Genomic DNA, 15,837 nt, shown 5'->3' on the forward strand with positions numbered 1-15,837 from the left:
ATCCGTCAAGAAATAATTACCAATCTAATATTGGATGCCTCTTTAATGACAATACCGTGAACGACTTATTAAATTTGGTTGGATTCGAAAGGAGAACTGCTTTATGAATAACAAACACAATGAGATGGATTATATTATACAATTTTGTGCCAGTGCGAACCTTAGAAAAGCAGCAAGAATTGTTACTCAAGCATATGAAAAACAAATGCAACCTACTGGCTTAAAAGTCACCCAATACTTTATGTTAGTAAACATTGCCCGTCATAAAGAAATTTCAATTAGCAAGCTAGGCGAGATTATGTTACTTGACCAAACTACTATTACTCGTAATATAAATATTCTAAAGAAAAGTGGCTATGTTAACATTACTAAAGATAAAAATGATTCAAGAACAAAATCTATTTCGATAACCGATGTAGGTCTTGTCAAATTAGACGAAGCAACGCCTATTTGGTTACAAATACAAGAAAAAGTTGAAAATTGTATGGGCAAGGAAAAATATAATGATTTGTTAAAAACGCTAATAAATTTACAAGAATCTATTGAATTATACGAAGGTTAAAATTTATAAAATAAACAGAATTTCTATTGATATAAACAAGTTTGTGACAACTTGTACTTAAACTAAACCAGCTAATCTTCCTCTTTACGAAAAGCCTATTGAAACACAATTAGATGTTTCTCTTGATGACCTTCGTACCCTCATCCCCATTGATCAAAAGTGGGGAATTAAGAAGAATAGCGAAGGAAAAAATGCGTATTGGTTCGGCTACAAAGGACATTTAGCTGTAGGAACAAAAAGTCAATATATCCTACAATCATTGTTTTCGTCAGGAAATCTTAATGACGGGAAAGCAGCGCCCCCCCGTTTAAAAGGGATCCAAGAAAAATTCCCTCTCATTATCAGATTTAGCACATTAGACGCTGGTTATGATTATGTTCCGATCTATGAACAAATCTATCGAATGAATGCACAATCTGTGATTGCTTATAGCAAGAAATCCCATTGGATTTGATAAACATTTCGCTCCGACTTGTGTACGGGAACATTCTTACCGGTACGATAGTTTTGACGCAAAGTATGAAACATTAAAGTATACACGGCCGAAATAATGTAGTGATTGCCCATTGGCAAAGGATTCCCTCTGTCAAAAGGTGTATAAAGTAAAAATCACAACTGATTTACGCCGTTATACTGCACCAGCTCGTGGTTATCAGAAATGGAAAAACATCTATAAGCAGAGAACTGCAGTCGAACGAGTCATCGCCTATTTGAAGGAGTATTTCCAATTGAACCAAGTTCGTTATCGGACAGGAAAACGGGCGAAGGTTCACTTTGATTTGGTTCATCTTGTTTATAACGCATTAAAGTTAGCTTGTGATCGACTATCGGTACTGGCAAAGTCTCAAAATCAAGTGGCATAATTGCGAAAAAATAACAAAATCAAAATTCTGTAGGTCTAACAATTTTTAAAAGCTTACATTATGAAATTGATTCAAAAAAAAAAACCCACATTTTATGTGGTTGTGCTACTAACCCTGGTTTCCTATATCAACCGTTTTACCAATTAAACTAGCAATTTTTTTGAACTTTGTTCCTATTAATATTTTACTATCGAGACCCTTAAACTTATAATTTTAATAAATAAATATCTGTCCTATTAGAAAGGATATATTCATGAATGATATAAAACTGATTTTATCGGAAGAAATAGGTCGACTAATTGATGAATTATACAAATGTAAAAATGAAACCTTAAAGGAAGAAATTTTAAAGGAAATTCTTCAATTAAATGACGCTATAATGCTTTCAAATGACTATGATTTTTAGAATGGAGTGTAGTACGCAATATGGGTCCTATGTGACATAAAAGAGAGATGGATTTTCATCTTTCTTCTTCTACTAAACTGCCCCGTTAGTGGAACAACGAAAAAAGGCTGCCGAAGCAGCAAAACCGTTCTTGAGCTAACGCCCCCGATAGTTTAAGTGTAATAATTCACAATCTTTCTTGTGAAATAAGAAAAAGGCGACCTTCATCTTGAAGAATCGCATTCGTTACATAATAAAATAAGAAGAATTTGATTAAAAAACACTAGTGGAAAATTTATATCTCAAGTGTTTTAGGGCTTTTACTTTTTAATTATTTGCTTTCGTTCTTCCATCCAACCATTTTAAATCATTATTTTTGCACCTTTATGGGAATATTCAAAAATGTCTTTCATAAAAATAGACATTTTTGCTGGTAAATCATTTCGCATACTAAATGCTCGCCACGGAGCTGCCTCGGACTAACGGCGCACGTTCAGTCTTTAAACCTAGTGCATAGTTGAACATGAGGGTTCTCCTTCCCGGAAGTTTGCCTTCGAGCCAAATCTTCAATTTTCAATCAAAAAGTTACTACTCAATAAATTTCATCTATGACTTACTTTCAATCTACTTAAGCAACATTAAATTCACTTATTTGTTTCTCCTCAATAGAACAAGCAATAGCCCAAATAAAGCCTAGTAATTCTCTAGCGACAGCAACAACAGCTACTTTTCCACCTTTTCCTTTAGAAGAGATGCGATGATATTTCATATGAAGACGGTGTTGAGCCTTCCAAGCAATACGTTTTGCCTCTGGATCTTGATTTTCTTGACGTTTAAGCAATTCACCTTTAAGAGATGGTTGGTGACGATAAGACCAACAAACTTCTACTATGGAACGACGAATTTGAGAGTTTCCGGTTTTGGTAATCGAACCTTGCCAACGACTTGACCCACTGGAATATTCTTTCGGGACGAGACCAGCATATGACATTAGTTGTCTAGGATTTGAAAAGCGAGAGAATTGTCCAATTTCAGCTACTAAGGTAACGGCAGTTACTTCTGCAACAACTCCTCTTAATGTTTGAAGTGCTTGAATAACAGGAGCGTGTTCACTTTGAAGAGCGCAACTAACAACAATTGTATCTATAGATATATTGTTGAATTATGAATTGAATTAATTGATAGAAACAACACTAAACTATTATTCAACATATATAATGACATATATATTAATCGTATTTGCTAATTTATATATTGTTTACTCGAATCATTTCTAAATTATAGAATTGGAAATCCATTTATCATATATATTAATATATATGATAAATTAATTACTAAAAATATTACTATCTTATATTATAATATATATATCAACATATGTTTTTAAAAATATTATCCAATATTTATTTTATCTCAAATATAGGAGATCCACTTTAAATCCTTGCATATATTGATGTAAACTTTAACAGATTTATCTTTATTTTCAATGAAAATAAAGATAAATCATATCATGAAATATTTAATAACATATGTATTAACATATACTTTAAAGTTATTATTAAAATATTTATTTTATCCCGAATACAGAAGGTGTTCTTCACTATCTTTTCATTTAAAAACGATTTATAGGTATTTTATTTATTAGATTTATCTCTCAAAATAATTAGATATAGAAATGACCATATCCTCAACGAAATTAAATTTAATTTATTTTTAAAACACTTTACATCATATAAATTAACATATACTTTAAATTCATTTTCAGAATATATGTGTTTCTCCCTAAATGTGATAATGATTACCATTCTAATCATTAATGGATATATTGGAAACTATTAAAATAATCCTTTCTAAAGACTAAAATAGTGTTCTATATTAATCTTTAATGAATAAAATCAAAAAAATTACCATTGATACAATATGCAATAATATATATAATGACATATGTTTTAAATATATTAATAGAATATATTATTATCCAACCAGGTGTTTTATTATTATGTACCTCAAATTAAACCTTTATACTCGCTATCTCAAAATTTTTTAGTTAATATCGTTTGTATTCACCAATAAAGATAAAAACAATTTATACAACATAATATAAGTTAACATATATAATTATCTCTTATTAATGAACTTAATTAAAAAAATCATTTCTGACATCCAATTTACTAGGTGAAGTTCCTTAAAAGTAGAATTATTTCTTGTTAGCAAGAGAATATATTTATTTAAATATTATCGGCTATAAAAATTATGGCCCATTAATAATACATATTTTAATATATATATTGACATATGTTTTGCAAACTCTATCAAATTATGTAATAACATAAAATATAATGTTGTTAATAGCATCTTTTTATATTAGTACAATCATGCTAAAATAGTTAAAGATTTAATATATAACAAAATATACATAGATAGAGGTGAAAGTGTTGACAGCAAAAATAATAACGTTTGGAATCAGTAAAGGCGGCTGCTCAAAGTCGACTAGCAGCGGCATCACTTCTTTTCTCTTAAGTAAAGATGAAAAGGTTTTGGCCATTGACATGGACGGTCAAGGAAATTTAACTAGTTTCCTAACAGGCGAATATGACATATGCAATGCGTTTGAGGAAAAGACCGTTCTTGAGGCCATATTGGAAGAAGATGCTAGGTCTTATATTATCAAAATCAAAGAAAATCTCGATCTGATTCCCTCAAACGATTTCCTTGCTACTCTGCCTAGAAAAATGTTTGAAAAACATCTCAGATTGGATGCTTTGCAGAAAGCATTAGAGCCGGTAATGGAAGATTATGATTGGATCATTATTGATACGCCTCCAGCACTCTCAGAGCAAACGGTAATGCCTCTTAGTACATATTCAGAAGCTGGAAGTTTCGCTGTAGTCATGTTTGATGGTTCTATGTTTGCTTATTATGCCATTCCAAAATTTTTGGAAATTATAGAAGGAGCCAAAGAGCGCTATAACCCTTCATTAAAAACAGCAGGTATCCTATTCTCTTTAATTGATTCAAGAGCCAAAGAAAATGAAGTAATGTTAGAAGCTATTGAGGAGGATTACCCTAATTTAAAATTCAATACGATCATAAAAAGAAAAGCTTCTACTAGGCGTTTAGCAATCGAAGGTTTTGAAGGAAATGCAGAATTAAGAAACGCCCTAGAATATTACTATCCCTTTGTAGAGGAGTTGAAAGAACGTGTCAGCCAAAAACAGCCTCAAGGATCGAATTAAAAAGCCTAATCCTACCCAAGCGTTCTTTAATTCATATGATACAAATGAAGATGGCACTAGCAAGGTAGATAACAATGAACACGAAAACAAAGTTATTAATGTTGATGAAAACAAAAACGTTAATAAAAATAACATTAATAAAGATGTTGATATTAATGATAATGATAAAACATATGTTATTGATGACAATAAAAGCAAAAACATTGTTGTTGATAATGATGAAGACGAAAACAAAGTTATTAATGTTGATGAAAACAAGAACTTCAATAAAAATAACAATAGCAAAAATGATGATATTAATGATATAGATAAAACATATGTTATTAATGACAATAAAAGCAAAAATATTGTTGTTGATAATGATGAAGACAATGATTATCTCCGAGATTTAGCTTCCGGAAAGAAACCTACGAAGAGAAAAAACAAGAAGGTTTTTACCTCCTTTTATATGGATCCAGACTTAGCTGTGGAAGTGGACAAAATCGCTTCCAGAGGAGAAAAAGGGGATAAATCCAAACTAATTAACATGGGAATAAGAAAATTGTTAGAAGAGTACGGTGTTATTGAAAAAAAATAACTTTCGAATCACCTTTATATTGCATTTAACCTAACTCAGTTTTAAAAAAGTGAGCCGTTTCCCGGAAACTATTTCTCTTAAGCTAAACTTTCACATTGATAGCAATAAAAAGCTAGACCTATTCACAAAAATAAATAGGTCTAGCTTTTTTTACTCTAAAAAACCTCGCATTTGTAAACACTCCTTTATTCCTCCTATAAATTAAAAATAACTGGTACCATAAAATGATCTAGTAGTTTCAATTTCCTCAATAAAATAACTTTCTTCAAAAAGAAACATTGTAGTACCAAACATTTTGCTTAGAAGCAATCGTGCTTGGTTTTACCAAATACAAGTCGCGAAAGTACTACCTTAGATTTAAAAGCATTATGTAATCATAAAAACAACAAAACGCTAATAATAGCTGTAACATATGTTATTCATAACATTATCATATATATTATAAATATCAAAAACAACAAAAAAGATAATAACATTAATTTTGTTGTTTTATTAGCTTGGAGTTAAAGCGAGTTAAAAATTAGAAATTATAGCAGAGAAAAAAGAACTATCAAGTGTACTTTTAGCGGTACTAACGGACAACACACTATGTATTAGGGATTATTCCAGTAACGGCGGGAAAATCTAACGATATATTTGATCTAATAGCTGTGAATGATCAACCTGTAACAGAACAGCACATTGCTTAAGAAATGAAAAGCCTGGGTTTCCCCATATGGAATTGTACGGAAATAAAGGAATAGGATTTTTGAAAAAAAAAGAAAATCGTCAAATTATGGACGGTTTACATAGAGGGATTTCCAGATGCCTATAATAGACGAAAATTACTTGCCACTATATTTTTTATCACCGGAGACAGTATCCTTTGTATCATGAGGGGTCTTTTCTTATTGTTGTTCTTCGTTTAGGTCTTATATCTTTTGCGTTTCTTTCTATAGGGGTAGTTTATTTTAATGTATACCCTTTAAACAACCGTGTCCTAAAAGTGTCGTGTCGATATAATTCATTAAAGTAACATACTTCGTAGCATTATAACTAAGGAATCTTCGGATGCTATGAAAATTTTAAATACGTACTTTTCAATAAAATATTTTATTAATTTGTATGTATAAAAGTTAAATAGATTGGGAAACATATAGATAAGGAAGATATAAAAAGGGGGTAAAAATATCGTTTTTAGAACATAACCTCCACTATCTAAATTTATTCATGAAGATCGATTTAAGCTAAACCAATATCTTACTTAATTTTTACCAATGTAACAATTCTCAAGTGAAAAGTTGAAAATCATTCGGATAAAAAACAACTAAAAGAAAGAAACCTATAAAAGTAAATATGATAAATGTAAGCAGCTAACTTATTCCATGTGAATAATTCAGTTGCTTTTTCGCTCGATTAAAGATCCATCCTTACCGTTATACCTGAACGGCAGAAGAAATATATGTATTTTAATATATATGTTGAAATATATAATAATGTTATTATTGTAAATAATTCGGCATTTTACAACTCTTAGTTAGTTCTAATCATATAACGTCCCATTTTATTTCGATAATCATCTCCAAAAGAATGTAATATTTCTCAAGGGGGTAAAATAGTGATCTTAGAACTTAAACCGGTGTTAACTAAATTTATTCATGAAGATCGGTTTGAGCTAAACCAATACCACACTTATTTAACTAATGTAAGTATTCCCCAAGTGTTTATGAAAAGTTGAAGATGAATAGGTGTAAGTGCTAGACTAAATTGAACAGTTTACGACAATTAAATTTGAACACTATTTACTAAGATTGTTCTCCACCTTATGATAGATTTTTATACTTCTATGATTAGGCGGAGGAATTGAAAAGGTGGATAAGTTTGAAATGTATGTTGAAATTAGAGGAATGCTCAATCAGAAATACAGTATTTCTACTATCGCTAGGAAACTAAATATATCAAGAAATACGGTTTACAAGTATATTCGTAAATCACCAGAGGAAATGGCAGAGTGGACGGCATCGACAATGACTAGAAGTAAGAAGTTAGACATTCATAAGGAATTAATCCTTCATTGGTTAAGAGAATTTCCAGATTTAACTGCAGCTCAAGTGCAAGACTGGCTTAAAGAGAAATATCCTGAATTCAAAGTTGGGGAAAGTACGGTAAGAAGCTATGTAAGGTGTCTTCGAGAGGATTTTCAAATTCCAAAAGAATCAAGTACTAGGGATTATCAAGCAGTCCCTGATCCTCCAATGGGTGAACAAATCCAAGCAGACTTTGGATTTAAAACGGTAAAGAACCGATTTGGTAAACCAGTTAAGTTAGTTTTTATTGTATTTGTCTTAGCACATTCCAGATACAAATACGTCGAATATCAAAATCGCCCTTTCACGACAAAGGATGTAATTTCAGCTCATAGGAATGCATTTAAGGAATTTGGGGGTGTTTCAAAAGAGATCTTGTATGACCAGGATCGACTAATTGTTGTATCTGAGAACGAGGGAGATATTTTACTCACCGAAGAGTTTCAACAATTTGTAAATGAAATTAAATTTGAAGTTAAACTCTGTAGAAAAGCTGATCCAGAAAGTAAAAGGAAAGTAGAAAATGCAGTTAAGTTTATCAAGAATAACTTCATTAATAATAGAATTTTTCATAACATTGATTCCTGGAACGAGCAGTCTCAGAAATGGTTAAAAAGAACAGGTAATGGCAAAATTCATAACGGCACAAAAAGAAGACCCGCCGATGTGTTTCTCCTCGAAAAGCAACACATGCGACAGGTCAACTCGCTAAATCATATTCACAAAAATAGTATAACAAGAAGTGTTCGAAAGGACAATACAATCCTATATCTCTCGAACAGATACTCTGTTCCGTTAGGAACATTTCAAAAGTATCCAGAAGTCCTTTATTATGTGACCGATGATAATAAGCTAGTAATCTATGTCCAGGAGTCAGGGGAAATACTGGCAACACATTGCATTAGCCCTGATAAAGGAAAACTCATTCAAAATAGATCCCATCAACGGGATAGATCGAAGGGAATAAAAGAGCTTATTGAAGTCGTTAGTGAACATTTTACAAATAAATCACAAGCTACTAAGTACTTGAATGAGTTACGAAATAGGTATCCTCGTTATATACGAGACCAGTTAAGCTTAATAAAAAAATGCATCGAATTAGGCTCATTAGAAGTAATAGATGAGGCACTAGCACTCTGTATGGAGAGGCAACTCTTTAGTGCGAATGACTTTCAAGATGTTGTATCCCTCTTTAAACGACAACGCCAAGTGAACAGTACAAACGCCAGCGATCAACAGATTGATACAGATTATAACGACATCGCTGAGTTAACACTAACAGATACTGAGGCAAACCAGCGTCCATTGGAAGATTATTACACTATCATGGAGAGTACAAAATGAAGCAGATAAAATATCTTCAAGACTCCCTCATTTCACTTCGGTTGGTGGAAACATCAAAAAAGCTCCCTTCTCTTCTCGAAGAAGCTGAAAAGGAGCAGCTTAGTTATATTGCTTTCCTGAACAATGTAGTGGAGTACGAGCGAAAAATGAGAGACGAGAAAAACATGGAAAAACGATTGAAACTCGCAGCATTCCCATGTATTACTCCGTTGGAGCAATTTAATTTAGATGAACTAGAATCCCTAAGCTTAAAACAGTTTAATCAATTAAAAGAATTAGCTTGGATTGAGCAGTTATTTAATCTTATTCTATTGGGACCGCCAGGTGTGGGGAAAACACATATGGCGGTTGGCTTAGGATTAGAAGCGATTAAACGAGGTTACAGGGTCTCCTTTATAGCAATGGGAGACTTGGTTCATACCTTGAAAACTATGGACATTACGAGAAAATCCCAAACTAGGATTAAGAGAATTAAAGAATCACAATTAGTCATTATTGATGATTTAATGTACGCAGCGATGGATCCAAGGGAAGCTAATTTGTTTTTCCAATTGGTTAATGACCTGTATAACAATTCATCGATAATCCTTACTTCCAATCGCTCTCCAAAAGAGTGGACCGAACTACTGGGGGATGTAGGGGTAGCGACAGCTATATTGGATCGGCTCATCCATCGGGCAGAAATCGTTCATTTTAACGATTCAAGTTATAGGATGAAACATCGTGAGACAATTTTTAAAGAAGAAAGTGTTCAAAATTAATAAGCAAAATTGTTCAAATGTACTTGACGCTTACAATAGGATAACAAATCAATAAAAAGAAGGAAGCCGAAAACAGGTAAATAAGGAAAATGTAAGCAGCTAATTTATTTCATGTGAATAAATCAGTTGCTTTTTCTTTTCTCTATTAAAGAACATCCTTAGCGTTATTACCTACTGAAAAAAATATATATGTATTTTAAGATATATATTGAATTATATATTAAAGTTTTATCGTAAATAATTCGTTAAATTTACTGGGCTTGGTTAGTTCTATCATATACACCCCATTTTATTTCGTTTGCCTCATTTTAAATGAATTCAGACTTATCATCGGAAGTTGATAAAATAGCTGCAAAGAGAGAAAAAGGGGAGAATTTAAACTGATTATCAAAGAAATTAGAAAATTGAGTAAGGACTTATTGAGGAAAAATAACTTCATACAGTTTCAAGAAGGTATGAGTTATTAACTTAGATTATCTCTTAGTTTTTAGAAAAAGGTCAAATGAACAATAGTGTTAAAATTGTATTATATGTTAAAACATGTATTAACATATAATTTATCATATTTATATACTTATTGAACTGTTAGCTTCATTACGAACTCCGTATTAACCAGTTTGCACACCACCTGTTTTCCAACTAAAGAACTCTATTAGTGCATATTCTGTTCTAACTTTCCTTGCGAAAACTAGTGGGTCATCAACCTCCTCGATATTAACATGAATCAAATTCAGCGCATCAAACAACCATTCATAGTGAACGGATGAAACTAATATTCATGGATCGTTACAAATCGCAGCAACTAATCGATTACTATGGTTAGTCAGTTCTAAACATATAACACAACGGTCCTTGAAATTAACATTAATATATATGTTAATTTATAAGTATTTTTATATGTTAATATTGTTTTATATTCCTCTTCAAAATCTTCATTCACCCGATGTATTGAAATTTTAATCTAGGATCATTATGATAAAAGATCGTTTCAGATAACATAGAAATTATCAATATATTAAATTAGACAATTAGATGAAAGGTGATTTACACATTCATTTTTCAAATTTCCGAGTAAAGCTACTTTTTTTCTGTTGCCCATCCTTAATAATTAAATTGAATTTATTTAATATGTCCCTCTAGAAAAAGTTTGGTAACAAATTACTCAATTATTAAGTATAACTAAAACAGTCAAATAAAAATTAAGATGTCATGACTGATAAAAAACACATTTACATTCATATTAAAACCAATATCAAAACATATGTTATTAATGACAATAAAAATAATAATGTTGGTGCTGTTAATGGTTAAGATAATCATTATTTCTGAAATATAGCTTCTGGAAAGAAACATTGGAAGTAAAAGAAAGAAGATTTTGTCCTCACTTTCTATGGATCCAGATTTATATGTGGAAGTGGAGCAAATTGATACCGGGGGAGAATAAGAGGATAAACCTAAAACAATCCGAAAAAGAAAATTGTAAAATTAAGAATTAAAAAATCTTATTTTAAAAAATTGTGCATATTTTTTAAAAAAGTTCTTCTCATTATTCCCTTTTTCGTTTATACTGTATTATAACAGCATAAATAAAAGCTAACTGTATTAATAAAGGAGGAGATTTAAATGGTAGTTAGTCCGGTTGAATTTTTCCGCAATTTGCCAAAAAAGGAATGTCCTGAATGCAGGCAGCATATGCAAGAACAAGCAGAAAGTTATTTGATTGAATGTGATCGCTGTTTATCCAAAAAAGAAGAATAAGTTTGTTAACTCCCCAGCATTGCTGGGGAGTTTTTAATTTTATATCAATAAATGTTTTGGAGAGAATTAGGCAGACATAAACCATATGCGTGGGGCAAAACCTTAAATAAGGAGTTGATTTTATGGCAAACAAAAAAGATTTAAAATAACTTTTTTCAATTACTTAAAGATTTTGAAGACATAATAAAGTAAATAGAGGTGCGGCAGCCTTTTTCTGTTTCACAAACAAAGGAAGTTAGTGGATTAAGATTTCCTGTATAAGAACTAAAAAGGCACATAATTAACCGCGTTAAATTAAATTATTTAGAGGTTGGGATTATTGAAATTTGAAGCCAAACTAATCTAAAGGGAAATTTTATAAATAAGAACAATATAAAAAACCATGTTGATAACGACAATAAAATATATGTTAATTATAACAATAACAATAACAATAATAATAAATATAAAATTGTTATATATTATCATTAATGACACTATCAATCTCTATCTACAGGTTTATTTTTAATGTTTACAAATTGTAAACTTCGAACAATATTGATCTTAAAAGTCCAAATATATAATTTCATATAAAAAATTACAGTAATTTTTTACGAATAAATGATTTCCATAAAAAACCTTAATATCCTGGCAAAGGGTGAAAATCATTGTGGTAAAAACAATTAATTGAAATGTAAGCAGCTTATTTATTCCATGTGAATAATTCTGTTGTTTTTTTAAAATTAAGATCCGATTACCTTGAATTGGAGATGTAAGCAGGATATCCTAATCCGACAAACTGACGTCTTTCCATGAAAAGCTATAAAAATTTTCTAAACATGATGGATTGACTTGCACTAACTGCTTTTGAAAAATCGGATACCTCAAAGATAAACTCAAAAGTCAGGGGTAACAATAACCGGAAAAAATCTTTTTAGGTCTTAATATTAACCCTGATAAAAAGAGTTTATATTTTTAATAAAGTCCTATTCTCTCTTTATTTTGTAAACCTCTGCTGTTTAAATTGTTAAGAATGGAAGGAGAATTCTATGACGTCATTTTAACCAAACACCGATATTATAGACGTTTGAAACATCCACTTTTAACTTGAACCAAAGGTTTAACTCCTTCTAATATATTTAATAAAACCGGAAATGCGGAAAAAGAGAATCTATTTTATTATTAAACAACCTCTTCAAATCTAATCTTTTATTCAACTCTATAATCAATCAAGAATAGGGCAATAATCCTCCTTTTAGCAGATGTTTTCCCTGTGTTTATCTCAAATCTTTGAATTCCTTATCGCACTTCCACTTTAACCAGTTTCACGCCCGCCTTTTTTGCATCTTTGACTGCTTTTTTTAACTGCTTTGATACACTTTTATCCTTCTTTTTATTTGACATGTTCATCATTCCTTTCTAGAAATTCGTAGTAGCCAGTATTCCCTTATTCTAAAAAAATATACAAAAGAGTTCTATATTCCCCCTTCCCTCACTATATATCTAATAAAACATGGAAAAGTGGAAAAGTGACCATGAGCTAGATTGAAAAAGTAAGAGGGGGAGAAGGAAAGTGGAGAGCTTAAACCCAATGTTTCAAAACACTCATTCAAAAAAAATTATTTCAAAAAAAGATGAACAAGAAAGTTTCCCTAAGAAAAGACGACAACCTCGTTCGGATAAATGCCACAATATTAAATTCCCTGTAACACCTATCATGCAGATGAAATTGCGTACCCTCTGTAAGCAAATGGAGAGATTTATTCAAACTAAAGAGGGACAACCTTTAAGCCAGACCGCATTTAATACTACCCTCTTAAAGTTCGGGTTAAGTCATATCGATATAGTGGATTGGGTTCAGGATTATAAAGATACCAAAACCTATATGCATACCATGCTGAAAGAAAATAGTTACAATAGGATTGGTGGTCCGTATGGACTGGCCATTCAAAAACAATTATCAGAACGTAAGGTCGTTTTCATTATAATGGCCAGCGTCTTGAATTGGATTGAAAAGGGTGGTTCTCTTGAAGAAATCCTACAGTAAGTTGAATCTCCTTCAAAAAAAATTACAAGGCCTCTCTTCTCCAAAAGGCTTTTTGGACTATATGCTAGGAAACAGAAAGTACCTAACCATTGTTACCGGTTACTACGATTATATAAGAGGGGAAGTGTTTATCGACGACATGTTCGATATATTTGATGATGTGCCTCGAGGATTTGATTTAGCCGTCCTGATTCATCTGCTTTATCAGGATTTCCTTACCCAGGTCAAAAAAGGTAATATAAATAAGCAGGTTGCAGGGTTCCTGGTGTCAGGAAAAGCACGATATTTAGGAGAAAAGAAAGCAGAAAGACGAGTGATGAAGGCATTGACAGAACATGTTTTTACGTTCGAGTCCATTGAAGAAGAGATCATCGAGGAGTCAGAAAAAGAGAAGAAAGCTTATATCACAATTCAAATGAAGGAATCTGAAATATTAAGGGGGGAGATCCTTTTACATGACCTTACCCCTTATCTGAACGACCAGCATGTAACAATTGAGGATTTGTTGACGATCCTTTATTTAGACTTCATCAACCAGATAAAAGAACAGGGGAATTCAGATAAAATACAGAAAAGTATTCTTTCTCACCTGAAATCGGCCCTTTAGAAACGATATCAGGTGGGAAACCATCAAACGAGAACCTTAATTGTAGAAAAAACTCAAAACCCTTACAAAACATATTCATTACTAAGAATAAAGCCAGAGCTTACAATATAAAAAATTGTACATCATCAAACAATAACCAGGCTTCCTTTTAAAAAGGATTTCTAAGTTAGCAAGTACCCGTTATATGTAAGATCCCCTTTAAGATCCTACCATTAATCCACCGTTTCTCTTTGAAATAAGCAGCTTATACTATCCTTTTTTATTCTAATCCAGTGTAAAAACCAAGCCTCCTGTAATCTTAATTGGTTCGGAAGGAATTTTAGCCTGTTCAAATCGGATATACCGTTTTTTTTCACTTTCGGGAACTAGTCTCATAGTGTTTTCATTATCCTTGATTATTTCTTCTGCTTTTGTCTGCTCACCATAGACGTCCTTCTCTCCAGTGTTAACTTTAGGGGACTGCTGTAGCCATAAACTGTTCTGTTCTAGCGACCATAAAGGAGAAGGTAGAGGGACGTCACCCCTTTGATACGGCTTTATTAAATCATGAAACTCTTTTGAATGGACAGCCGTAAATAGAGCTGCCCTTATAATCTGATTCCGATCTAAATGAGTAGCATGAAAGAGAGCATCCACATGGGTTCTGAATACTTCATCATAACGAATGGTAGGTCTATATACCATAAGAAAACGCCACCTTTTCATTTTTAGGGTAAGGATACTTGTAATTAATTGAACATCCATAACATTCATTCCTATTAATAATCCATTCGATTTCCATATCCATAAATCTTTTCCGTTCAGTAGTGACCATATAAATACCCCCTTTAATGACGTCTCTTGACGTCGTTAGTACAAGGTATGAGCAATAACTTGTCCATTATTCCCAACTTTTTTGGAATCAATCGAATATTTTTGGGATTAGGGGTCAAGACTGGGGAATAAGATGAATTAGAAGGGAGAAATAAAGAATGTGGGGTATAGGAAAATCACGGAGTAATCTGGGGAAGTGGTTAGATCAAAAAGGATTAGAACAACAAGATCTCGCCAAGATCGCTAACGTTAGTAAAAATACAGTTACTAAAGCATGTAGCGATGAAGACTACATTCCACGCCAGGACGTCATGAAAAAACTATTAAAAGCGATACGTAAAGTGGATCCACAAGCGAAAATGAGCGACTTTTGGGATATGTGAATGTAAAAGCTTCCCTTTAACCCCAATGATTCACTAGGGTTTTTCGTTTTTTGAATTATATAGAGGAATAGAAAAATGCTACGACTTTAGAATAAACATAAAGATTAAAGTCATTCTACCGTTTTCCTTATATTCTAATGACTATAAAAGATAACAACAAATCCAATAATGATGTTGTACAAAACATTATTAAATTACACAATGATAACGAAAATAACAACAATATATATGTTAATCTTAACACTAATAATGATATATGTTTTAACATATCTAACATTACAAGGTATAAAGAAATTAGGTCAATCAGGTTCCTTCATTATCCACATATTTGTTAGCATTTATTTATCACCATTGGTTACAAAATCATATTTAACCATCGTCCCTATACCCGTTTTCTGTATTTTCAAAAGGTTAATTAATAATTGCAACAAAATGATGTTATACAAAACATAAATA

General features: G+C 31.7%; 13 protein-coding genes and 1 pseudogene. 11 read left to right on the plus strand and 3 right to left on the minus strand.

Annotated features, from left to right (window positions below; translation table 11 throughout):
- The first annotated feature begins 103 nt into the window (after positions 1–103).
- From CCK98_RS31990 to CCK98_RS35810, 3 genes and pseudogenes are all read left to right on the plus strand, one after another.
- Positions 104–562 (plus strand): MarR family winged helix-turn-helix transcriptional regulator, encoded by a 459-nt coding sequence (locus tag CCK98_RS31990; protein ID WP_088090660.1) that lies wholly within the window; start codon positions 104–106, stop codon positions 560–562.
- 64 nt (positions 563–626) lie between these two features.
- Positions 627–1,425, plus strand: a pseudogene (locus tag CCK98_RS31995) (transposase); the annotation flags it as partial.
- Positions 1,426–1,678: 253 nt separating this feature from the next.
- A complete protein-coding gene (locus CCK98_RS35810; protein WP_179196052.1) occupies positions 1,679–1,831 on the plus strand; it encodes a hypothetical protein in 153 nt (50 codons plus the stop codon).
- A gap of 607 nt (positions 1,832–2,438) precedes the next feature.
- On the opposite strand, the gene CCK98_RS32000 is transcribed toward CCK98_RS35810, so the two are convergent.
- The gene (locus tag CCK98_RS32000) at positions 2,439–2,963 is read right to left on the minus strand and encodes a transposase (protein WP_088090661.1); all 525 of its coding nucleotides are present in this window, start codon (positions 2,961–2,963) and stop codon (positions 2,439–2,441) included.
- A 1,282-nt stretch (positions 2,964–4,245) separates the two neighbouring features.
- Here CCK98_RS32000 and CCK98_RS32005 point away from each other — a divergent pair.
- The 7 genes from CCK98_RS32005 (at position 4,246) to CCK98_RS32035 (ending at position 14,185) form a co-directional block, all read left to right on the plus strand.
- On the plus strand, positions 4,246–5,046 hold the full coding sequence (locus CCK98_RS32005; RefSeq protein WP_179196053.1) for a ParA family protein: 801 nt from the start codon (positions 4,246–4,248) through the stop codon (positions 5,044–5,046).
- Positions 5,012–5,623, plus strand: coding sequence for a hypothetical protein (locus CCK98_RS32010; protein ID WP_088090663.1), 612 nt, complete (start codon positions 5,012–5,014; stop codon positions 5,621–5,623). The genes CCK98_RS32005 and CCK98_RS32010 overlap by 35 nt, the downstream gene beginning before the upstream one ends.
- Positions 5,624–7,473: 1,850 nt before the next feature.
- A complete protein-coding gene (gene istA / locus CCK98_RS32015; protein ID WP_088090664.1) occupies positions 7,474–9,033 on the plus strand; it encodes an IS21 family transposase in 1,560 nt (519 codons plus the stop codon).
- Positions 9,030–9,794, plus strand: a complete 765-nt coding sequence (istB, locus tag CCK98_RS32020; protein WP_088090665.1) for an IS21-like element helper ATPase IstB — start codon at positions 9,030–9,032, stop codon at positions 9,792–9,794. Before istA ends, istB begins: the two co-directional genes overlap by 4 nt.
- 1,623 nt (positions 9,795–11,417) lie before the next feature.
- Positions 11,418–11,552: a protein YhfH gene (gene yhfH / locus CCK98_RS32025; RefSeq protein ID WP_088090666.1), complete on the plus strand. Its 135-nt coding sequence runs from the start codon at positions 11,418–11,420 to the stop codon at positions 11,550–11,552.
- A gap of 1,552 nt (positions 11,553–13,104) precedes the next feature.
- Complete coding sequence (locus CCK98_RS32030; protein WP_088090667.1) at positions 13,105–13,578, plus strand: hypothetical protein; 474 nt, start codon at positions 13,105–13,107, stop codon at positions 13,576–13,578.
- Positions 13,559–14,185 (plus strand): hypothetical protein, encoded by a 627-nt coding sequence (locus CCK98_RS32035; protein WP_088090668.1) that lies wholly within the window; start codon positions 13,559–13,561, stop codon positions 14,183–14,185. Before CCK98_RS32030 ends, CCK98_RS32035 begins: the two co-directional genes overlap by 20 nt.
- A gap of 264 nt (positions 14,186–14,449) precedes the next feature.
- On the opposite strand, the gene CCK98_RS32040 is transcribed toward CCK98_RS32035, so the two are convergent.
- Positions 14,450–14,869 carry a hypothetical protein gene (locus CCK98_RS32040; RefSeq protein WP_088090669.1) on the minus strand — a complete coding sequence of 140 codons (420 nt, stop codon included), beginning with the start codon at positions 14,867–14,869 and terminating at the stop codon, positions 14,450–14,452.
- Entirely contained in the window at positions 14,859–14,999 is a 141-nt protein-coding gene (locus tag CCK98_RS35815; protein ID WP_179196054.1) for a hypothetical protein, read from the minus strand. Before CCK98_RS35815 ends, CCK98_RS32040 begins: the two co-directional genes overlap by 11 nt.
- 157 nt (positions 15,000–15,156) lie before the next feature.
- Here CCK98_RS35815 and CCK98_RS32045 point away from each other — a divergent pair, with 157 nt between their 5' ends.
- Positions 15,157–15,381, plus strand: a complete 225-nt coding sequence (locus tag CCK98_RS32045; protein WP_088090670.1) for a helix-turn-helix transcriptional regulator — start codon at positions 15,157–15,159, stop codon at positions 15,379–15,381.
- Positions 15,382–15,837: the final 456 nt, after the last annotated feature.

The organism is Bacillus sp. OV166, assembly GCF_900177675.1.
Lineage (GTDB): Bacteria > Bacillota > Bacilli > Bacillales > Cytobacillaceae > Neobacillus.

What these genes read in the sequence shown, in the direction of transcription:
- CCK98_RS35815 (WP_179196054.1), bottom strand. Translation starts at nt 14,999, where the DNA reads ATGGTCACTACTGAACGGAAAAGATTTATGGATATGGAAATCGAATGG.
- istB (WP_088090665.1), top strand. Translation starts at nt 9,030, where the DNA reads ATGAAGCAGATAAAATATCTTCAAGACTCCCTCATTTCACTTCGGTTG.
- yhfH (WP_088090666.1), top strand. Translation starts at nt 11,418, where the DNA reads ATGGTAGTTAGTCCGGTTGAATTTTTCCGCAATTTGCCAAAAAAGGAA.
- CCK98_RS35810 (WP_179196052.1), top strand. Translation starts at nt 1,679, where the DNA reads ATGAATGATATAAAACTGATTTTATCGGAAGAAATAGGTCGACTAATT.
- CCK98_RS32040 (WP_088090669.1), bottom strand. Translation starts at nt 14,869, where the DNA reads ATGGTATATAGACCTACCATTCGTTATGATGAAGTATTCAGAACCCAT.
- CCK98_RS31990 (WP_088090660.1), top strand. Translation starts at nt 104, where the DNA reads ATGAATAACAAACACAATGAGATGGATTATATTATACAATTTTGTGCC.
- CCK98_RS32045 (WP_088090670.1), top strand. Translation starts at nt 15,157, where the DNA reads ATGTGGGGTATAGGAAAATCACGGAGTAATCTGGGGAAGTGGTTAGAT.